Raw genomic sequence first — 21,676 nt, 5'->3', positions numbered from 1 at the left:
TTCCACCCTTTGCGTAGTTCGCTTTACCCAAGCCAGCGCCGCGCGTTACGGAAAATCCTAAGCCATGGACTCTCTTCCGCCCAATGGTCAGGATGCCAGCTCATTTGCACCGTCCTAAATACCCGCTCTGGATGGGGCATTAATACGGTAAAACGGCCATCGGGTGTCGTCACGCCAGTCAGGCCGGCGGGTGAGCCATTTGGATTGAACGGGTAACGCTCAGTTGGCGCACCGTCGTGATCAACATAACGGAGTGCGGCTAAGTGATGATTAATTTCAGCAATGTTACCTTGCTGCGAGAAATCAGCATAGCCTTCGCCATGCGCCACTGCAACTGGCAGGCGCGAACCCGCCATGCCTGCAAAAAATAAAGATGGTGAGGGCTGAACTTCAACCAGCGATAGCCGCGCTTCAAATTGCTCCGATTTATTCCGGGTGAATTTAGGCCAGGCGTGTGCGCCAGGAATCATCTCCGCCAGTGCACTCATCATTTGACAGCCATTGCATACGCCGAGCGCAAAGGTGTCACCACGCGTAAAGAACTCAGCAAACATTACGGCCAGTGCGGTATTGAATTGGATGGTTTTGGCCCAGCCTTCGCCCGCCCCCAACACATCGCCATAAGAAAAACCACCACAGGCCACTAGCCCAGTGAACTCGGCTAGCGTCGTCCGGCCAGCCAGCAAATCGCTCATATGAACATCATGCGCAGCAAAGCCGGCGCGATCAAAAGCGTAGGCCATTTCGAGATGCGAATTCACGCCCTGCTCACGCAAAATGGCCACTCGCGGCCGCACGCCGGTGGCAATAAACGGTGCAGCAATGTCGTCGCTAGGATTAAAACTCAGCTGTGTCGACAAACCGGGATCATCTGTCGCAAGCAATGCATCGTACTCGCTATCTGCGCACAGCGGATTATCACGCAAACGCGCGATGCGCCAGCTCGGCTCGCTCCACGCGCGCTGCAACTCGGCCCGTGATGCACTAAATATTTTTTTGGTATCGCGCCAAATCTCAATCGTGTCTTCTGCATTGGGTTTGCCAATCACATGACTACATGCAGCCAGCTCGTGTTCGCGCAAAAGAGCAAACACCGCATCGCGATCTTGCGCGCGCACTTGGATCACCGCGCCGAGTTCTTCCGTAAAGAGCGCCCGCAGGGTTTGCTCTTCGCGCCGGCCGGTGATTTGCTGTGCCCAATTTTTGGCGTCGCCATAATCGGATTCATGGGCCGCTTCCAACATCAGCATATCGATATTCAGCGATACGCCGATATGGCCCGCAAAGGCCATTTCGCAGACAGTGGTAAAGAAGCCACCATCCGAACGGTCATGATAGGCCAGTAATTTGCGTTGCGCATTCAGCTGCTGGATGGCGGCAAAAAAACGCTGCAAATCTTGCGGATCATCTAGGTCCGGCGTGGTATCACCAACTTGCTGCGTAACCTGCGCTAGGATGCTGCCACCCAGCCGGTGACGCGCCCGCCCAAGATCGATGGCGATCAATATCGTGTCACCTTTTTCTTCGGTGCGGCGCAATTGAGGGGTCAGGTGATGACGTATATCTGTCACCGGTGCAAACGCAGAAATAATCAGCGAAACCGGGGAAGTCACTTCTTTATCAATTCCATTGTCTTGCCATTGGGTGCGCATCGATAATGAATCTTTGCCGACCGGAATGCTGATACCCAGCGCTGGACACAGCTCAAGGCCAATGGCGCGCACCGTATCGTAAAGCGCCGCATCTTCGCCAGGGCTGCCACAGGCGGCCATCCAGTTGGCTGAGAGCTTAACCTCAGTCAAGGCGGCAATCGGCGCGGCAGCAAGATTCGTAATCGCTTCACCTAGCGCAATCCGTCCAGAGGCAGGCGCATTGATGACCGCGAGCGGCGCACGCTCTGCCATGGTCATCGCTTCGCCCCGGTAGCCGGCGTAGTCTAGCGCTGTAATCGCGCAGTCAGCGACCGGCACTTGCCATGGGCCGACCATTTGATCACGCACCGATAAACCGCCAACTGTGCGGTCGCCAATCGTAATTAAAAACGATTTACTCGCTACGCTCGGATGCTTAAGAACCGCCACAGCAATCTCCGCTAGCACCAGTCCGGTTAATTCGAGCGGCTCCAATAGCGGTTGCGTACGGCTCACTTGGCGCTGCATCTGTGGCGCTTTGCCAAACAAGACGTCGAGTGGCAAATCAACTGGCTGGGCTGCCGGCGCTGGCCGATTGACGTCGACCAGTTGCAAATGCTGTTCGTCGGTGGCGATGCCAACGACTGCAAACGGGCAGCGTTCGCGTAGGCACATGGCTTCAAAGGCTTTAAGCGCAGCAGGTGAGATCGCGAGGACATAACGCTCTTGCGCCTCATTACTCCATATTTCACGAGGCGATAGGCCACTTTCTTCTAGCGGCACCGCGTTGAGTTCAAAACGCGCGCCTTTTTTTGCCCCTTCCACTAACTCGGGCAAGGCATTGGATAAACCGCCTGCGCCCACATCATGAATACTCAGAATGGGATTATCTGCGCCCAACTGCCAGCACGCGTTAATCACTTCTTGCGCACGACGTTGCATCTCGGGGTTACCACGCTGGACTGAATCAAAATCAAGCTCAGCGGTGTTCGCGCCGGTTGCCATTGAACTCGCCGCGCCGCCCCCCATGCCGATCCGCATTCCGGGTCCGCCAATTTGCACCAACAAGGTCTCTGCTGGAAAATCAATTTTATGCGTGAGTTCATCAGCAATACTGCCGATTCCGCCCGCAATCATGATCGGCTTATGGTAGCCACGCATGCGTTGCGCAACATTTTGCTCGTACACGCGGAAATAACCGCCCAAGTTGGGTCGGCCAAATTCATTATTGAAAGCAGCCGCGCCAAGCGGGCCGTCGATCATAATTTGTAATGGCGCAGCAATTTGTGATGGACGACCATAAGGCATAGGTGTATCGGTAGCGTTGCCGGTGCTAGGTGGCGCCCCATCGCGGGTGTTTTCCCAAGCCGCGACGGCGCCGGGCAAATGGAGATTAGATACAGAAAAACCCGCCAGCCCAGCTTTAGGTCGAGCCCCACGGCCGGTTGCGCCTTCATCTCGAATCTCACCGCCAGCACCAGTTGCCGCGCCCTGAAATGGCGAAATTGCCGTTGGATGATTGTGCGTTTCAACCTTCATCAAGGTATGCACCAACCCTTCACTGTGTTGATAGCACTGCGACTCGCCTTGGGCAAACCAACGTTGTGCCTGAGCACCTGCCATCACTGCCGCATTATCCGAATACGCGACAATCGTGCCTTGCGGGTGTAAGGCATGCGTATTTTTGATCATCTCAAATAGGGAATGATCCTGTGGCTCACCATCAATCGTCCAGCGGGCATTAAAAATTTTATGCCGGCAATGCTCACTATTCGCTTGCGCGAACATCATTAACTCAACATCGGTTGGATTGCGACCCAGTTGCCCAAAAGCGGCCATCAGATAATCAATTTCATCCACCGTTAGGGCTAAGCCCAGGGCTAGATTAGCCTCTTCAAGGGCTTGCCGGCCTTGGCCAAGATCAATGCTCTGTAAGGGTTGTGCGGGTAATTCATCGAACAAGTGCTGCGCGTCAGCGCGGCTGGCCACCACGGTCTGGGTCATCCGATCATGCAACACATCCGCAATCGCCGCGCGCGTTTTCTCTGATAAGGTCTGATTGCCGCCAAACCATAAGCTACCGGCTTTAAGCAGCACCCGATATTCAATGCCACGCTCAATACGGTGCACGGTGTGTAAGCCGCAATGACGGGCAATTTCAGTGGCTTTGCTGGCCCACGGTGAGATTGTGCCTAAACGCGGGATGACTAAGAACTCCTCCCCTTTTTGGGGATCTTCGTCGCGCCCTAGTTCACCATAATGCAGCAGCGCCTCGATCCGTGCTGACTCATCAGAGGTCAGCGGCACAGTGCTATGCACCAAATGCAAATAGCGCGCGCGCACACTTACAATATTAGGATTTACGGCCTGCAGCATTTGTAGCAACTGCGTGCAGCGGAAATTGGAAAGCGCTAAAGCGCCGGGGAAATATGAGAAATGGGTCATGTAGCAGATGCGTAGAATGGCGTGTGCTGCACGCCGCAAGGCAGACAATTGCTTATTATACCTTCAATCTGCTTCCAGATTGAAGGCAAAAGAAGCGCTGATGAGCAGTTTGATTTTTCCAACTCATGAAGATCATCAATCAGTATGAAATAATGAGGCTTTAGCGCATGTCCTGATACACAACTCAAAGGGCCTGATTTTCGCGTGCCCAGCAGAGTCTGTGTACAAAGGTAGCAATCTGCTGCAGGCCCTGCTCAGATTATCTTTTTGAAACGTACAATAAGATTTTCACAGGCTTTTGGCGCGAATGATTTAGCCCACTCTTCAGCGCTTTTAAATTCTGAATGGGGATGCATTGATACTTCAGTTGACTGAAAAGAGCCTTTCTCAGCAAGAGACAAAATCACCACGAACGTAAGAAAATCGGGGGCATCATCAACAAGATCGCTTATCTGCTCCTTAAGCGCAAGCATATGTTTCGAGCCTTCAAAAAAAGTTACTTTACCGTCTAGCATCGCTTGCGCCAGAGCAACTAATTCAAAACGTGCTTTTACTCCAAATTTTTTGAAACGCGTAATAAAGTTCTTACACGCCTCCGACGCAAATGATCTGGCCCAATCCTCAACGCTTTTGAACTCTGGCTCCAACCGCGCTAATGCTTCAGATGACCAAAGGGAGCGTTGTGCAGCAAGCGGTAAATGATCTGTTTCAGAAGAAATAAGGACAAATGCAAGAAAATCCGGATCATCATCAGCCACATCGCTTATTTGTTCTTTAAGGGCAACTACACGCACTGCGCCTTCAAGAAAAGTCAATTTTCCATCCAGCATCGCTTGCGCCAATGCAACTAATTCACTACGTGCCTCTACATCTGACATTTTATTTATCTGGTACCTATCCATTTTTTACCTTTTTATAATTGTTTTTTCTTCCACCAATTGACCTGTAATTTTATTCCAGTATGCATGAATTTCAAACTGGGTTTTATCAACGCTATTAATGGTCTGGTAACTTCTACTTGCAACTTTACTCCAGTCATTTGGATTTCCTCCATATTCTGCCACCAAGCGAGGTGCTTCTCTCAAAATTTCTTTAGTGCCATGCCCAGAAATTGGCATATCCTTACCACTAATTAATTCTGCTAGTTGCTGTTCACTGGCAAGAGACCTATTTAGTTTCAATTTGTTAACTGCATTATGACTTTTATTATTGAAGCCTAGTACATTTTCTCCCTTCGCGAGAAGGGTTATTTTATTTATATCTGCTAATGCTTTACCATCAGCTCAATCGGTATCGCAGCGCCCATGCCACCCCGGCTCGCCAACTGATTACCACTATGGGCAGGCGTTGTCACTTCTCCCGATTGATTCGAGCCCACCCCTTTGCCACTTTGACTGTACTCGACACCTAAACTGATACTGCTTGCATCATAGCTCGCTTGATTCGTCAGATCAGTCTGTTGCAGGGTTCCTGTCATCAGGGTGTTCCTCCCTTCCCGCACTGCCTGTTCAGCCCCTGCAATCACGCCACCGACAAGCTTCGTATCACCCTTAACGGTTATCTGAAAACCTCCCTCTCCCGCCTGAATCCCCGCCTGTTCCGCGACGCTCAGATAATGACTGTCCATCCTACGTTGCGAGAAATGCAGGTTGGCCACTGAAACAGGACCTACTGTTACGCTGCCACTGATACTTTGAGAGTAGCTACGGTAAGTCGCCGTGTTTTGCACACCTTCTATTTCAAGATCCACCTCAATCCTACGCATCCAGCGGTTCCTACCAAATCTGGTTTGATGGTCGTGCTGGGGGAGCGTGAAGATGAGATTCTGCAAGTGATGCGAGATTTATGGGCGCATAATGTAGATATGCTCACGCTTGGCCAATATTTACAACTTCCAGAGCATCATTTGCCTGTACGCGATTATATTCATCCGAATATCTTCAAGATGTATGAAGAAGCCTACAAAATGCGTTTTACTCATACGGCGTTCCAGCTACCATGCGGATGAGCAGGCGCATAATGCGGGTGTGATGGATTGACGATTTTAGCGATAAATGCGTAGCGGGAAATCACTCATTTTTTAGATGGGATTTTTTTATCTTATTAAAAATTTTTGGCCAAAAATGACTCACATTCTTCTTCGGCGTTTTACTAGAATGTTCCTCTTTGGCCATTAGATCAATATCTAGCGACTTTACTCGCTCAGGGTGAGTCGATAATTTACTACGCGGTTTCCATGCCATGCACCGTATGTACATATCCCGCACTTGCCGTTACTGCCACACCTTAAATCTAAACCGTGGAAATAGCAGGGTCAGGGCAAACAATATGCCTTAACCCATACTTTCCCTCATATTCGCGTGGAAACCATCCATAATTATCTGAAACAATTTCTTTTTTACAGACAAAGCATTGATTTGGCCAGCCATTTACACGCCACTCTGCAATAGTGTCAAGTGGCGTACTGTGAGCGTAAGCTGTCCACTCCTTTACTGAAAAACCTAACATTTCATGAATAGGAGGGTCCGCTACTGTCAAATGTTCCAAATAATAATCGAGCACCTGCTCGGCTTCATCGGGGGTTAATATTTTCTCAAATACTTTATTTAGCAAATCCTGCTTTTCCAATTTATCTCCTTTTTAGTTTTCTACCAGGTACTGCCGGTTTATATATATTACCGGTTATTGGATCCATTGAACCCATATGTTTGTCATTTTTATTATAAACTTCAATATCTTTGTGTGTATTATCCCATTCATAGTACTGTTTGCCATCAGTTTTTATTCCATTTCCAGCGTTTTGAAGCCCGTTCCAAACTGGACTCTCAGCTTTTGACGGATTTTTCTTTCTATTATCTTCACTACTAGCTTCCTTACTAAAAATCGCATTCCCGTACTCACTCACCTCCTCATTCATCGGCGTAATTATTGGTTCAACTCCTTGTTGAACCTCTCTTGGACTCACCAACGGCCATGCTCTATCCCTTGACCGATCAGGCGCTCCCCCAAACAAAGGTATCTCTTCACCTTCATGCCGCTTTCTTCCAGGAATTTGAAATGGCTGTAATGGCACCATGGGCGTCACTATTGGTGGCAACAGCTGAACTGGTGGCGCTATTTGGTTATTTTCCACTTCAATCTGCGCCGCATGCTGCGCGGATGTCGCATCAATCCCTCCTGCGTCCGCAAGCCCCGCCACTAGGCTAGTGACTATATTCTTGCGCGCGTCTTTCTCCTCTTCAGTCAGGCCTTCTACAGGACCTAACAGAGTATTCACCAATACACTTGCACTCGCGCCCAAGGCCGCTGAGCCACCCGATTGCCCCCGCGCCACTGCGCCGCCATAAGCTAATGCCCCATGCAAGGCAGCACGCACCGTTTCATCATGCAAGCTATCTGCAATATACTTGATTTTTTCGGCACCCAGGCTTTGCAAGTAGTTGAGCGCCGCTGCCTGGGTGAATTGCGCGGTCGTCCCAGTTACATTGCCCGATGCCGCTGCCGTCAGTGCAGTGACGATTCGACGGTAGGTACCTCCTGCTCCCCATTGCTTATTCAAGGTCTGTGCCTGCGCACGTAACTCAGCCGCCGCTGCCAGCAATTCTTGCCGCTGCGCTACAGGCATAAGTTCATCATTAGCCTGCGTCTCTATATTTTTGGCCCGCTCGAGCTTATGATCCGCTTCCCTGGCTCTATTGACGATAAAGGTCCCCGCTTCCCGACCTAATGCATTGACGATATCAAAGCCCGCCTCAATCTCAGTCCGGTTAAAAATCGGCGCTAACGCCTGGTGACTCTGTGCCGGATGACGGTTTAGGTCTGCAATTGTCTCTGCCGCACTTTGACCCGTCAGTTCCATTTGCCGGGCCTCATCCGTAATCACAATCTCCGCACCGCTAATCGCACTGCGGGTTGTGGACTGCGCCTGACCCGAAGCACTCATCACAATCGGTATCGCAGCGCTCATGCCACCCCGGCTCGCCAGCTGATTGCCGCTATGAGCAGGCGTTGTCACTTCTCCTGATTGCTTCGAGCCCACCCCTTTGCCACTTTGACTGTACCCTACACCTAAACTAATACTGCTTGCATCATAGCTCGCTTGATTCGTCAGATCAGTCTGTTGCAGGGTTCCTGTCATCAGGGTGTTCCTCCCTGCCCGCACTGCCTGTTCAGCCCCTGCAATCACGCCACCGACAAGCTTCGTATCACCTTTAACGGTTATCTGAAAACCTCCCTCTCCCGCCTGAATCCCCGCCTGTTCCGCGACGCTCAGATAATGACTGTCCATCCTACGTTGCGAGAAATGCAGGCTGGCCGCTGAGACAGGACCTACTGTTACGCTGCCGCTGATATTTTGAGAGTGGCTATGGTAAGTCGCCGTGTTTTGCACCCTTTCTATTTCAAGGCCCCCCTCAATCTGCGCTTTGACCTGCTCTCCAGCTATCTGCGCGCCTTTTAGGCGCACATCGCTTTGTGCATTGAGCGTCAGCTTGCCACCCGCTTGGATCAAGGTTGGCGTATAGCTGAGTTGCGCTCCATCTGCATGGCCATGCCCAACACTCACCGCCAGCGAGGCCCCCACTGAATTCTGGCGGCCAAGCGTTGCCGCCATCCCCACGGCAAAACTCCGGCTCTGCTGCTGACTCTGCTCAATCAAGCTATTCGGCGCAGCTTCCACATTCAGTCGACCTTCTACGTTAAGCGTAATATCCTGTTTGGCTTCTATGCGAGCGCCAATCAGATCCAGCGTGGACTCTTTTCCTAAGCCACTGATCTGGATCGATATATTCCCACCTGCCGCCAGTGTGCTGTTCAGCGCCGTCTTGCTCAGTTGCGTCTGCTCTGTTTCACAACGATCTTCGCCAATCATGACGCTCACTGTCGCCCCACCCACCGCTTTGGGATCCGCCTGGATCGCATCGTAGGCGTTTTTCATCGCCAGTGCACCCGCGCCTGCCGCTAACGCCTGCATCCGTGGATCACTGACCTGGGTACTGGCCTGCAACATCTGCTGACTCGTTTGTGCCGCTGCAAGCACGGGCGCACTGACCGAAACCGTCAAACCCGATTGCTGCCACTCACTGCGCTGCCAGACCCGGCTCTCTTCATAAGTCGCATCGATCTTGGCCTTGCCAGCTTGAATCTGGATATCGCCTGTCGGCACAACCAGCTGACTGCCGCTTTGCTCGTATTCATGACCCGCAATGGCTCTAACATGGCCAGATACGCTGCCTATCACCGAACCAATCTGGGGGGTGTGCTCATTTTCTTGAGTGTCTTTTTGTGTCCGTGTGCCCACCGTCACCCCGAATTTCCCGCTATCTAATAAGCCTGAGCGTTCTTTAACGGAATAGTGCTGGCCTCTCTCAGCCTGCTCGACCGCTTTTTGCTTGATATTGTTGGCCGCATGGAGATCCACATCGTGCATCCCAATCACGTTTGAGCCCATGATATTCAGGTCATGTCCGGCTTCTAGCTGTACCGTGCCCCCGGATAAGGTACTGCTCAATGCTTGTTTTTTATACAGTTTGTTTTGCGTTAATTCACTCGAAGAAGAAAATGCATTGCTCGATTCATGATAATGAGATTCCTTAAAATCCGTCTCTTCATAGGCTGCCTCCACGTTAATATCTCGATCCGCTTTGACAGAAAGTTCTTTTCCAGCATTCACATAAGCGCCAGCCGCATGGAGATCCCGACCCGCCTTAAGTTCAAGTGAGCCGCCCGTTTCAATTTGCGTGCCGATTTCTGTTTTTCTGCTTAGGCTTAAGTAATTGCGTTCATCCCAGGCTAATTGGCGTTGAGCACCTACAGTGGCCGTCCCTAGTGTGAGGTCACCTTTGGCTTTTAAACGGGCGTTTTCAGCCACCTTGATTTGAGTCGCGGCCAAATGAATATCCGACTCGGCATACGCTTCCAACTGCTCAGCTTGGATTTGGGTGACACCATCTAGCGCCGTCTGGCTGCCGCTGATGGCATGGGTCGTATGGGTTTGGCTCTGCAGATGGAGATCCTGTCCGGCTTTTAAAGTCATTTTTTTGACGGCAATCAACTGGCCAGCGCGACTATCGATGTTATGGCTCGCCTGCATCGATAGGGTGTCCAAGCTGACGATTGCGCCGCGCTGGTTATCAATATTGTGTGCGGTGAGATCCATCTTGCCGCGGCTGAGCATCGTGCCGGCATTTTTGAGTGGATGATCGCTGTGCAGTTCAATGGCGTTAGCTGAAATCAGCGAGCCGCCCAGAGGAACTGGACTGGCATCTCTGTTAGCCAGATAGACTTTGGGTGTCAGGACCGTCTGTTCTGAGCCATCGGGTAATTTGACGCTTTGATTCACCAGCCAGACTGGGCTCGCGCTTAAAGCGGCAATTTGCTGCGGCGTGGGCTCCATGCCGAGGGTCAGATGGTGTTGCTTGGCCCAGTTTGCGCCTCTATGCATTAAAGCTTTGAATTCAGCAATTGGGTTTCGATAGCCGGATAGATAGTAGTGACCCGTCAAGCCAATGATCTGATCGCGAATCAGTTGCTGTTCATAAAATCCATCTCCTAAGCGCTTGGGCACGCGTTGGGGGTCGAGATTGAGTAAATTCAGCAAAAAATTGCTAGAAACGGTATCGCTGTTACGCGTAAAACGGGGATCGGTTTGAATTAGATACGGTCGATCAGGATCGAACTGAAAGTGCTGTAAGCCACTATTTAAGAAAGGGCTGCTGCGTGTTATGGCAGAGGTGCTCAGCACTAACGCTGTAGAGGGCGCTTGATGGTCAACCGCAGTGTGTTGTTGATAGACGGCTACATTCAGATTGTGGTGTTCTATCACCGGAGCTGGATGGTAGGGTACGTGCCCGCTCCAATCACGAGTCCAGCCCCGACTGAACATTCCACCATGCCAGTCTCTGTCTGACCATTGCGATGTTCCCTGATCGGTCGTGACACGCTGACCGTTGGCATCACGGTTATCAATCTGAGCCGCTCTACCTTCGAGGTCACTGAGCGCTCCCCCTGCAATAATCCGGCTTTTATCATTAATGACCGCTCCCGATAAGCGGATCGCCCCACCCGCTTGAATTTTACCGGGTTCGCTGTGCGTGACCACGGTCGTTGACACACGACGGGTAAAGTTATAGTTAGTAAAACAAAACACTTCTGTACCGGAGTGGTGCACTCGGTAAAGGCCCCCTACGTCACCATGCCATCCGATTTGAGATCCATCGTAGCGTTGGTTGGTATGCTGATCATGACATTCGTGTATCTCTCGCTCTTCGATGACCTGTTCTTTGGTCTTGAACTTCCTGTTTGCATTGAGCAACGTTTCTGAATTGATCACAAGGTCGCCTAGCGCATCTATCGTTGATCCATAATTGAAGACATGCTCACTGGTGCCCTTTACTTTGAGTTGAGTATCAAGCTGACCGCCAATAGCCAGATTACCGCCGCTATAGAGCACACTTTGTTCGAAATTGTTAACGCACTCGGCACCGATCTCGAGACTGCTTTGTGCGAAGATCACGGCATTCGTATTGATCAAGCCATCATGCGCGCTTATTGAAATCGTATTGCCAGTAATTAAATACTCGGGTTTTTTAAACTCATTCGGCAGAAGAGACTCTTGTATCATCCTGCTTAATTGGTTAGTTAATTGAGTCAATGCGCTCAATAGAGCCATTTCAGAATCTTCAGGCTCTTCAGACCCTTGACTTACACCGTTACGTATCCCTCCAGCCTCGATCCAGACGTGATCCCTACTGTGCAAAGTGCCTTGGTTGTCCAAAAGGATGGCAGCTTTTATTTTGAGCGATTGGTTCGAAAAAAATGTCCCGCCCTCATCATTTGATATTTGAGGAGCGGTGATGGTAACAGGGCCTTTACCACTGATTGAACCTGCCCCTTTTACCCTTTCAGAATTGCGGTTTACAATCGAATCGTGAGCTACAATCTGAGCCTGCCCTGTACCCGTATGAATGAGTCGACCTGAGGTATTGTCAAGCGTATTTGCCTGCACATCCAATACGCTTTGGTCCCCGCTAACTTCTATATGACCCCACGTATTGTTGAGCGTTTGACTGTTCAGAACAAGATCCGAACTCGCTGTGATTTGCCCATTTGGATTGTCCAAAAGTTTGGCGTGAATCAAGAGCTTCTCTCTAGACCCAATCGTAGAAGATGTGGCATTGGTTAGGCTCTGTACTGAACCTTTTGCTTTGCCCTGGGCATTGAGGGTACCGCCGATTGCCAATTCGCCATCGCTATGCACTAAGCCATGTTCTTGGTTGTGTAGCGTCTGCGTTCCGATGGTAAGCTGGCGGCGCGCCAATATTGCACCAGCTTGATGCTCGTCCGTATCCTCGGTGCCATCATTGATAAGGTGCTGCGTATCAATAACCACAGCGCTGCCTTGGATTACCCCGCGGTTTTTGAGCTGATCGTGTAGGGTCAGCGTCAGAAATCGTCCGTCGATCAAAGCGCTTGCGTGATTCTCTAGGGATCTCGCCTTAAGCGAAATATCTCCTTTTGTTTCTAATGTACCCTGATTGAGTAAACAACCTGAGCTTGAAAGCGAGAGCTCGCTATCAGCGCATACTTTGGCCTGTTGGGTCAAAGTCAGCCCACCTTGACTGGGCTTTTGATCGAGTGGCTGCGGGCCAGCTGGATAGGCATTTGTCCAGGCGCCGTTGGTATAATTGACTTGGTTAGCTCCGCTCAGCAAGTCAATTTTATTCGCTTGTATTTCGCCTTCTATGTTGATCGTGCCGGCAATTAAATCCAGTTGTTTAAATGACTTGAGCTGCGTGCCATAGCGGATCGTAATCTGGCCTTCGGATACACATAGTGATTCAAGACCGCCGTCAGCGCCAAAAATAGGCGTACCCGTTGTCAATACAATGCGGTTACTGTTGAGAAAACTGTACCCCCAGTAGGGGGTATTGTTGGCATAGGCGTATGCCATTTCTGCAGGCTGTCCTGCGATCTTAACAATTTGATCGGGCTGAGATGGCATCCCTCCTGTGACTTTATTGAGAATCATCCGTATGGTGAGGCCGCTCTGTCGCTGGGAGCTGGGTTGAATTGTCTTGCCCAACCGAGCTTGGAGAGCCTCGCGCACGGTTTGATTTAAGGTCGTGTCGGATAGATGAGCGTTGGGAGGCGGCTTGCGGCGGCTTGGCGCGGGGGCTGAATCGGGCTGAGTCGTGTTTGCCGGGAGAGTATTTTTTTCCGTCTCAGGAGTAGCTCGCGTAGGTTCGCTAGAGCTAGAGTTGGCCGGGATGAGTGCCTGTTGAATAGGCTGAATTTTTTGAATCGATACTGCATTAATGGGTTTCAACATTGTTAATACCCCGTTTAGTAACGAATGATAAATAAGTGTAAGCAATTATTTTAAAATATCAAAATAAAATTTTTTAATTACAATAGCGTACCGATTTATCATACATTTGGATTGGTTTGCGAAATATGGATAACTTTATTCGGCTATTTTTTGATTTATTAAAATAATGTTTTTTTATTTATAATTTTTTCTTAGAGATTTTGTAAAAGTCTCTCTCAATTGCCCTTAATTTTTAATATGGTTTTAATGAACCGAAAGGGGGTGAAGAGATGAGTTGGGCAGCATCAGAATTCGAGACAGCAAATTGCTACCTTTGTACACGGACTCCGCTGGGCGCGCCAAAATTAGGCCCTTTGAGTGGTGTATAAGGACATGGCTTTAGCGAAGCCTGACTTTGCACATCTATATGCTATGTGGTATAGAATATTTAGCTAAAACACTTCATTTTTTGACTGGCATTTATCCAATTACAATGTCCCTAACATCACTTGCCGCTTGGGCCTCACTTAAAGCGCATTACACAACTATTTGCCACCAGCAAATGCGCGATTGGTTTGCTGCGGCAAACGATCTTGCGCCCACTCGGGCGCAACGTTTTACGCTTGAGAGCAGTGGTATCACGCTTGATTTCTCAAAAAATCGCATCACCGATGAAACGCTCAAACTACTCGTGCAACTGGCTCATGAGGCGGGGGTTCCTGCGGCACGGGACGCCATGTTTGCCGGTGATATCGTCAATCCGACTGAAGCGCGCGCGGCTTTACACACCTCTCTACGCGCCACCGATCCGAATGCACCTTATGCGGCAGAGATTCAGCAAGAGTGGCATCGAATGGTCGCTTTCGCCGATCAAGTCCGTCGCCAGCAATGGCTTGGGCATACTGGCAAACCCATTCAATCTATTGTCAATATTGGCATTGGTGGTTCAGACCTGGGACCTAGAATGGTCTGCCATGCACTGCAGCCATTAGGCGACCCTAAACTATCGATGCATTTTGTCTCAAATGTTGATGGGGCAGATTTACAACATGTGCTGGCCCAAATCGATCCGGCGACAACCCTGGCCGTCATTGTCTCAAAGACATTTACCACGCTTGAGACCATGACCAACGCGCACTCATTGCGCAGTTGGTTGCTCAGCCACGGTGTGCCCAAAGCTAAGCTTGGACAGCATTTGGTAGGCGTTTCTGCCGACCCAGCTAGAGCCATTCAATTGGGTATCGCACCAGAATGTGTTTTTAAAATCTGGGACTGGGTAGGAGGCCGCTACTCACTCTGGTCAGCCGTGGGCTTGTCGGCTTTGCTCTACCTTGGACCGACGCATTTTGCTGAGCTGCTGGCAGGCGCGGCGCAGATGGATCAGCATTTTCGTGAAGCACCGCTGAGACGCAATTTGCCTACTATTTTGGCTTTGCTCGGTATTTGGTATCGAAACTTTTTTGGCGCGCCGAGCTATTTAATTGCGCCCTATTCCATTGCCTTACGTTATTTACCCGCTTATTTGCAACAGCTAGAGATGGAAAGTAATGGCAAGTCCGTGTGTTTGGATGGGCTCCCTGCCAATTATGAAACGGCTCCAGTACTATGGGGCGATACCGGGACCAACGGGCAACATGCATTTTTCCAGATGTTGCATCAGGGCTCTACGATGGTACCGGTTGATTTCATCGTCTCACTCACCGCTGAACATACCCTTGCCGGCCACCATACTCAACTACTCGCCAATTGCTTTGCGCAAAGCCAGGCGCTGATGCTTGGCCGCACTCAAACAGCACAACCAAGCGCTGGGTCTGATAGAGCAGCACTTATGCCTCATTTGCTGTTTCCGGGTAATCGACCCAGCAATACGATGATGATTGACGCACTCACGCCGCGTACGTTGGGGGCATTAATTGCTCTGTATGAGCATAAAACACTAGTACAAGCCACGATTTGGAAGATCAACCCCTTTGATCAGTGGGGCGTGGAGCTTGGCAAGCAGTTGAGCGCCGTGATTGAACATGATTTAATCGCTCAAAAAGTGAATCCGGCACACGATTCATCAACGCGTGCATTAATCGCCCGCGCGCTACGCTTGGACCGCCTATAATCTCAACCTATGGATATTATTGTGATTGGTGCTGGCATTGCCGGCATGACAACGGCTTATTGTTTGCATGCTGCCGGCCATCGTGTTTGTGTGATTGAACGACACACTACAGTTGCTCAAAAAGCGAGTTTTGGCCATGGCGGCGTCATCTTACCGACACCGCTTGATACATGGTTTGGCCCAGCGCTTTCGTTTAGCTCATGGCCCGCATGGTTAGGTGGAGAATCTACGCGCATGCGTGTGACTAAAAGTGTGTTGGGCTGCAGTTGGGTCCGCCACTTTTTCACGCAACCTAGCACTGAGCAGCGTTTAGCGCACTACACTCGCCTCAAGCCACTGATCGATCTATCCTCTATGACGCTGGCAGAAATTGAAACACGCCATGCGTTTGAATTTGAACAAAGAACCGGTGTTTTGCATTTATTCCGTCAAGCCTCTGAGCTTAAAAAAGTGGCCCCGGCGCTCTCATTTTTAACCCAACACGAACATTCGTACCAGGTGCTCAAGGCTGATGAATGTTACAGTGCAGAGCCCTCTATCCCGACCCAGCAGCCACTCGCGGGGGGTATCTTGTTACCCGATGATCGCAGTGCAAATTGCCCTCTTTTTGCCAAGCAGCTTAAGCCAGTCCTTGAGGAAGCCGGGGTGCGCTTTTTGCTTGGTCGCACCGTTGTAAGCATTGACCCTACGCGGGCGCAGGTTGAACTCGAACCACCGCATCGCCGTTTTGAAGGTGACTCAAGCACATGGCCTATGCATGAGCTTGAAACCCTGACAGCGGATGCGATTGTCGTGGCGGCCGGAGCCGGCAGCTTGCCCTTGCTCGCCCACGCTGGCGTGCAGTTGCCGCTACAACTGATGCAGTTGCACGCCATCACGGCTCCAATTGCCTATGAAGAGCGCGCCCCTCATCTGACGATGGTTGATACGGTACGGCACATTACCATGGTACGGTTCAATAACCGCTTACGGATTGCAGGTGCGATGATCAGAAATCATCGTCATCAAACGCCATCGAGGTCCGATCCAAAACTGCGCCAACAAGCACTCGCTAAGGTGGCGCATGCCGTGCATGATTGGCTACCGGGAGTGATTAAATTGTCTGCTGGCAGCTATTGGGATGGCAAACGGCTGCTATCGCCTGATGGCTTCCCACTGGTGGGGGCCACCGCTCATCCACGGCTTTGGGTGAACCTCGCCCATGGGCCAGTAGGCTGGGCGCTGGCTTGTGGAACGGCTAAAGCGCTCGCGGATAAACTGACGGGGCACGCCGGCGAACTCGACGCAGAGACGATGATGGCGCTTTCCCCTACACGCTTTTAGCGCTTATCTTATCTCGCACGAAAAAAAGCCTTCCCACATAGGGAGAAGGCAGACATATCAAGATAGTACTGCGTGTTAGAGGCTTCAAGCCTCCCCGCAGAGACCGCCGCTCTATTCGCTAGCGGCCGCTTTTTCTACTTCATATATTTTGACTTTTGAGCGCGTGCGCAGTGAGGCAAGATACGCGTTGAGTTCAAGTTGCCCGGTCAGCTGTGCAAGTTGCTGCTGCAAAGCGGTCAGCCTTTGAGGCTCAATCGCCGGCGGCGTAATGAGCGACTCGACACGATAGATTGCATAAATACCACCATCTAGTATGGCGCTCACATAGTGCGGCAATTGCTGAGCATCCGCCTTGAAGATGGCGTTCACGGCCGTAGGCGTTAAGCCTTGTATGCCGGCACGTGAGAGCTTAAGCACCGGTGAAAATCCCTCGATTGACTTCGATTGCCGCAAACTGGCCAGTTTCTCTTCTCCAGCTTTGCGAGCTAATTCTGCTGCTTGCAGCAGCACGATTTTTTGCTGCACGCTCTGCTTAACCGCCTCAAACGGCAGCACGGATGCAGGTTTATGCTCGGTCACATGAGCCGCGATTAAGGTATTGTCGCCAACATCAATCGCCGCCGTATTATGTTTGCCCTTGAGCACTTCGATGTCAAAGACTGCGGCCAGAAATTTTGGATTAGCTAAGGCAGGAACCGCTGACAGCGCTGGCGTAGTTTGCTTTGTCAGAGTGGCCTTTTGCAGCACTAAATTAAACTTCTCGGCAGCGGGCGTCAGGCTATCCGTCTGTTCATAGACGATATTTGAAAATTGCTCAACCGCCGCCGCAAAGCGCTGCGCAGCCTGCTGCTTTTTCAGATCGTTGAACAGCGTCTCTTTGACTTTATCAAAGGGTTGAGTCAATGCCGGCTTAATGTCCGTGACCTGGATAATGTGGTAGCCAAAATCCGATTGCACTAGACCGCTTATTTCATTTGACTTAAGCTTAAACGCTGCCTCTTCAAATGGTTTGACCATCATGCCTGGGCCAAAATACCCAAGGTCCCCACCTCTGGTTGCAGAGCCCGGATCTTGAGATTCCTTACGCGCAATGTCAGCAAATTGAGCGGGCTGCTGGCGTAACTGTGCCAGCAGGGCTTCAGCTTTTGCTTTAGCTTTTTCGCGCGCCGTGGCATGTGCTTGGGCAGCAACGCTGGCTGCCGTTTTTACATCCGCTTTGGCGTCGTCCGCTTTAGCTTCCTCTTTAGGCACGGTGATCAGGATATGGCTTGCACGAACCTGTTTAGGCGTTTGATATGCTGCCAAGTTATCTTGATAGGCCTGTTTAAGCTCGTCTTCGCTCGGCGTAATCGTTGTCGCAATTAGATCGGCGCTTAAGATTGCGTAGTTTACTGTAGCGGTTTCTGGTGTTGCAAATTCTTGTTGATGCGCATCATAGTACTGCGTTAACTGTTCCGCAGTCGGCTGCACTTTCACACTATAGTCAAGTGGATGAAAAGCCAATTCTCGCACTTCGCGCTGCTGCATCGACAAATTGGCCAGTTGTTGGGCCGAGCTCTTAGGCATTAAAGCGCTCGCTTCAATGCTATCGCCGATTTGAGCGATCGCCAAACCCTGACGCACGCGAGCATCAAATTGCTCAGGCGTCATCCCCTGGGTCGCCAGCAGTTCACGGTATTTGTCGGTATCGATCGAGCCATCCGGTTTGCGTAGTGGTTCAAGCGCTGGGATGCCCAGAATCGTTTGACGCACCGCATCATCAGAGGCACTCAGGTGCTGACGCCGTGCTTCATGAGCCAGTAAACGTTGCTGAATCAGATTGTCTAGCAGAATTTGACGCAAGACAGGCGTATCGACTGCCGCCATATCAACCGCACCACCAAACATCTCGCGCATCCGCTCGAGCTGCTCATTGAGCAGCGTATCGTATTCTTGCCGCGTGATCTTGGAGCCACCGACATCGGCTACATTCGCGCTCGTGTCAAAAAACCCACGGAACCCCTGCACACCGACCAGGCCAAGGCCCGGCACAATAAGCAAAGCCAACAGAAGCAGCATGAGACGTTTGTGATTGCGAATGAAATCGAACATAGAAGTCAAAGAGTAGAGAAGCAAGGATCAAAAATGGGATAATTTTGCCCGGCAAGAACTTCAGGGCGAGTCATTCTAAATGCGAGTGCCGATGGAATTGGTGGGTGCTGAGAGGCTCGAACTCCCGACCTAAGCCTTGTAAGGGCTCCGCTCTACCAACTGAGCTAAGCACCCAATACCATCGGTGACTAAGACTATAGCAAGACGTGCTGCAACTCAGTTTCTGAGTCTGTCTTGCTAAAAACCAAGAGTTTACCGCATTCTGTTTACGCTGACCAGTACCGCAAGGCAGGAAAATCACAAGAAGTTTGAGTTATTTTCAAATTTAATGCTTAACCACCGCTTGCGCGACTGCCGTAGGCAACGGCACGTCCTTTAGAGGTTCAGTTTTCAGTTCCTCTTCCGGCCGTGCCGTTGGCACACGTTCAAGCGCCAGTTCAAGCACTTTATCAAACCAGCGTACCGGCACAATTTCAATGTGGCTTTTCACATTGTCTGGAATCTCGGCCAAATCCTTCACATTGTCTTCTGGAATGAGCACCAGTTTAATGCCGCCACGGTGAGCTGCGAGCAGTTTTTCTTTGAGCCCGCCAATCGGCAAAACTTCACCGCGCAAAGTAATCTCACCGGTCATCGCCACGTCTGCACGCACCGCAATGCCCGTAAGCGCCGAGACCAGTGCGGTTGCCATGGCCACCCCCGCCGATGGCCCATCCTTAGGTGTAGCGCCCTCAGGCACGTGAATATGAATATCCTTTTTTTCAAAAAATTCATCCGTTATGCCCAGGCGCCGTGCACGCGAGCGCACCACTGAACGAGCGGCCTCAACCGACTCTTTCATCACGTCGCCGAGTGAACCTGTACGCAACACCAGGCCTTTACCAGGCATCACCGCAGCCTCAATGGTCAGCAGATCACCACCGACCTCGGTCCAGGCTAAGCCCGTTACTTGGCCAATTTGGTTTTCTTTCGCCGCTAGGCCAAAATCATATTTGCGCACGCCCAGGAAAGTACTGAGGTTACTGCTATCGACCGCGATGGTGCCTGCGGTTTTTTCAAGCTCTTTTTGTAGCAGCAAGATCTTGACTACCTTACGGCAAATTTTTGAGATCTCGCGCTCGAGCGAACGCACGCCCGCCTCTCGAGTGTAATAACGGATAATGTCGCGCACACCTTCTTCAGCCAGCTCAAACTCGCCGTTCTGTAGACCATTATTGCGTTTTTGCTTAGGTACCAGATAGCGTCGTGCAATGTTGATTTTCTCATCTTCCGTATAACCGGATAGGCGAATGACTTCCATCCGGTCAAGCAACGGCGGCGGAATATTCAGCGAGTTAGAGGTTGCCACAAACATCACATCAGACAGATCAAAATCAACTTCAACGTAATGATCGGCAAAGGTGTGATTCTGCTCAGGGTCTAGCACCTCGAGCAACGCCGAGGAAGGATCGCCCCGAAAGTCCATCCCCATCTTGTCAACTTCATCTAGCAAGAATAAGGGGTTACGCACGCCGACCTTGGCTAAGCTTTGTAAAATTTTGCCCGGCATCGAGCCAATATACGTGCGCCGGTGACCGCGAATTTCTGCTTCATCACGCACGCCGCCTAAAGCCATACGGACAAATTTGCGATTGGTCGCGCGCGCGATCGATTGGCCGAGCGAAGTCTTACCGACTCCTGGCGGTCCCACCAAGCATAGAATCGGCGCTTTCACTTTATCCACACGCTGTTGCACTGCAAGATACTCAAGAATCCGCTCTTTGACTTTCTCAAGTCCGTAGTGGTCTTCATCAAGCACTTTTTCAGCGTGAGGCAAATTATTATCGACTTTACTTTTTTTACGCCACGGTAAGTTAATCAGCGTATCGATATAGTTACGCACAACCGTTGCTTCTGCCGACATCGGCGACATCAGTTTCAGTTTTTTGAGTTCGCCCAGAGCTTTCTTTTTAGCTTCTTTAGGCATGCGCGCAGCCGTAATGCGCTTATCAATTTCTTCAAGATCGGCGCCCTCTTCGCCCTCGCCTAATTCTTTTTGAATCGCTTTGACCTGTTCATTCAGGTAGTATTCGCGCTGGCTTTTTTCCATCTGGCGCTTGACGCGCCCACGAATGCGCTTTTCTACCTGCAAGATGTCGATTTCTGCTTCCAGCTGCGCGAGTAAATGCTCAAGCCGCTCAAACACTGAAAACATTTCGAGGGTGCGTTGTTTTTGCTCGAGCTTAAGCGGTAGATGAGCGGCAATCGTATCCACTAGGCGGCCGGCTTCTTCAATGTCAGCCAGCGACGTGAGGATTTCAGGCGGCACCTTTTTGTTCAGTTTCACATACTGCTCAAACTGCGAGATCAATGCACGTCGCAAAGCCTCGGTCTGCGTGCTTTCGGCCTGATCCGGCTCAAGCGGTTGCAGCGTGCAAAAAAACTGTGCATCTTGCTCTTCAATTGACAGCACCTTCGCGCGTTGCAGCCCTTCGACCAGCACTTTAACGGTGCCATCGGGCAGCTTCAGCATTTGCAGAATATGCGCGACACAACCAATCTCATACATATCATGCGCTGTCGGCTCATCTTTGCCTGCCGTTTTTTGCGCCACCAGCATGATCTGCTTGCCGCTTTCCATCGCAGCATCTAGCGCTTTAATGGATTTGGGACGCCCAACAAATAACGGAATCACCATATGCGGAAACACGACTACATCTCGCAATGGTAGCAACGGTAACAGGATGGGCTCCGATGAAAGGAGTTGGATTCCTGGCATTTTATTTTCCT

General features: G+C 50.8%; 10 protein-coding genes, 1 tRNA gene and 1 pseudogene. 3 read left to right on the top strand and 9 right to left on the bottom strand.

What is annotated here, in order from left to right:
* Positions 1-23 precede the first annotated feature (23 nt).
* From purL to NQD60_RS03620, 4 genes are all read right to left on the bottom strand, one after another.
* On the bottom strand, positions 24-4,076 hold the full coding sequence (purL, locus tag NQD60_RS03635; RefSeq protein ID WP_257101103.1) for a phosphoribosylformylglycinamidine synthase: 4,053 nt from the start codon (positions 4,074-4,076) through the stop codon (positions 24-26).
* Between the two features lie 254 nt (positions 4,077-4,330).
* The gene (locus NQD60_RS03630) at positions 4,331-4,978 is read right to left on the bottom strand and encodes a DUF2489 domain-containing protein (protein WP_257101102.1); all 648 of its coding nucleotides are present in this window, start codon (positions 4,976-4,978) and stop codon (positions 4,331-4,333) included.
* Positions 4,979-4,981: 3 nt separating this feature from the next.
* Positions 4,982-5,257, bottom strand: coding sequence for a hypothetical protein (locus tag NQD60_RS03625; protein WP_257101101.1), 276 nt, complete (start codon positions 5,255-5,257; stop codon positions 4,982-4,984).
* Between the two features lie 83 nt (positions 5,258-5,340).
* The gene (locus NQD60_RS03620; RefSeq protein ID WP_257101321.1) at positions 5,341-5,841 is read right to left on the bottom strand and encodes a hypothetical protein; all 501 of its coding nucleotides are present in this window, start codon (positions 5,839-5,841) and stop codon (positions 5,341-5,343) included.
* Between NQD60_RS03620 and NQD60_RS03615 the strand changes: the two are divergent.
* Positions 5,839-6,115, top strand: a pseudogene (locus NQD60_RS03615) (lipoyl synthase); the annotation flags it as partial. The gene NQD60_RS03620 and the pseudogene NQD60_RS03615 sit on opposite strands and share 3 nt — an antisense overlap.
* A 253-nt stretch (positions 6,116-6,368) precedes the next feature.
* Here the strand turns inward: NQD60_RS03615 and NQD60_RS03610 are convergent.
* Positions 6,369-6,704, bottom strand: a complete 336-nt coding sequence (locus NQD60_RS03610; RefSeq protein WP_257101100.1) for a hypothetical protein — start codon at positions 6,702-6,704, stop codon at positions 6,369-6,371.
* 1 nt (position 6,705) lies between these two features.
* A complete protein-coding gene (locus tag NQD60_RS03605; RefSeq protein WP_257101099.1) occupies positions 6,706-13,404 on the bottom strand; it encodes a hemagglutinin repeat-containing protein in 6,699 nt (2,232 codons plus the stop codon).
* Between the two features lie 472 nt (positions 13,405-13,876).
* Here NQD60_RS03605 and pgi point away from each other — a divergent pair, with 472 nt between their 5' ends.
* Together pgi and NQD60_RS03595 are read left to right on the top strand one after the other, a co-directional pair.
* Positions 13,877-15,493 (top strand): glucose-6-phosphate isomerase, encoded by a 1,617-nt coding sequence (pgi, locus tag NQD60_RS03600; RefSeq protein ID WP_257101098.1) that lies wholly within the window; start codon positions 13,877-13,879, stop codon positions 15,491-15,493.
* Positions 15,494-15,502: 9 nt separating this feature from the next.
* The gene (locus tag NQD60_RS03595; protein WP_257101097.1) at positions 15,503-16,816 is read left to right on the top strand and encodes an FAD-dependent oxidoreductase; all 1,314 of its coding nucleotides are present in this window, start codon (positions 15,503-15,505) and stop codon (positions 16,814-16,816) included.
* A gap of 111 nt (positions 16,817-16,927) precedes the next feature.
* Here NQD60_RS03595 and NQD60_RS03590 read toward each other — a convergent pair whose 3' ends face one another.
* The 3 genes from NQD60_RS03590 to lon all read right to left on the bottom strand — a co-directional run bounded on the left by NQD60_RS03590 (position 16,928) and on the right by lon (position 21,665).
* On the bottom strand, positions 16,928-18,907 hold the full coding sequence (locus tag NQD60_RS03590; RefSeq protein WP_257101096.1) for a SurA N-terminal domain-containing protein: 1,980 nt from the start codon (positions 18,905-18,907) through the stop codon (positions 16,928-16,930).
* A 98-nt stretch (positions 18,908-19,005) separates the two neighbouring features.
* Positions 19,006-19,081, bottom strand: a tRNA-Val gene (locus NQD60_RS03585).
* Positions 19,082-19,232: 151 nt separating this feature from the next.
* Entirely contained in the window at positions 19,233-21,665 is a 2,433-nt protein-coding gene (lon, locus tag NQD60_RS03580) for an endopeptidase La (protein ID WP_257101095.1), read from the bottom strand.
* Positions 21,666-21,676: the final 11 nt, after the last annotated feature.

Source organism: Mycoavidus sp. SF9855, from assembly GCF_024582735.1.
Classification (GTDB): Bacteria; Pseudomonadota; Gammaproteobacteria; order Burkholderiales; family Burkholderiaceae; genus Mycoavidus.
This window is presented reverse-complemented; position numbering and strand designations above follow the sequence as displayed.

Bases quoted from the DNA above. Each gene is read 5' to 3' on its own strand.
- NQD60_RS03595 (WP_257101097.1), top strand. From the start codon at position 15,503: ATGGATATTATTGTGATTGGTGCTGGCATTGCCGGCATGACAACGGCT.
- lon (WP_257101095.1), bottom strand. From the start codon at position 21,665: ATGCCAGGAATCCAACTCCTTTCATCGGAGCCCATCCTGTTACCGTTG.
- NQD60_RS03605 (WP_257101099.1), bottom strand. From the start codon at position 13,404: ATGTTGAAACCCATTAATGCAGTATCGATTCAAAAAATTCAGCCTATT.
- pgi (WP_257101098.1), top strand. From the start codon at position 13,877: ATGTCCCTAACATCACTTGCCGCTTGGGCCTCACTTAAAGCGCATTAC.
- NQD60_RS03630 (WP_257101102.1), bottom strand. From the start codon at position 4,978: ATGGATAGGTACCAGATAAATAAAATGTCAGATGTAGAGGCACGTAGT.
- NQD60_RS03620 (WP_257101321.1), bottom strand. From the start codon at position 5,841: ATGCGTAGGATTGAGGTGGATCTTGAAATAGAAGGTGTGCAAAACACG.
- purL (WP_257101103.1), bottom strand. From the start codon at position 4,076: ATGACCCATTTCTCATATTTCCCCGGCGCTTTAGCGCTTTCCAATTTC.
- NQD60_RS03590 (WP_257101096.1), bottom strand. From the start codon at position 18,907: ATGTTCGATTTCATTCGCAATCACAAACGTCTCATGCTGCTTCTGTTG.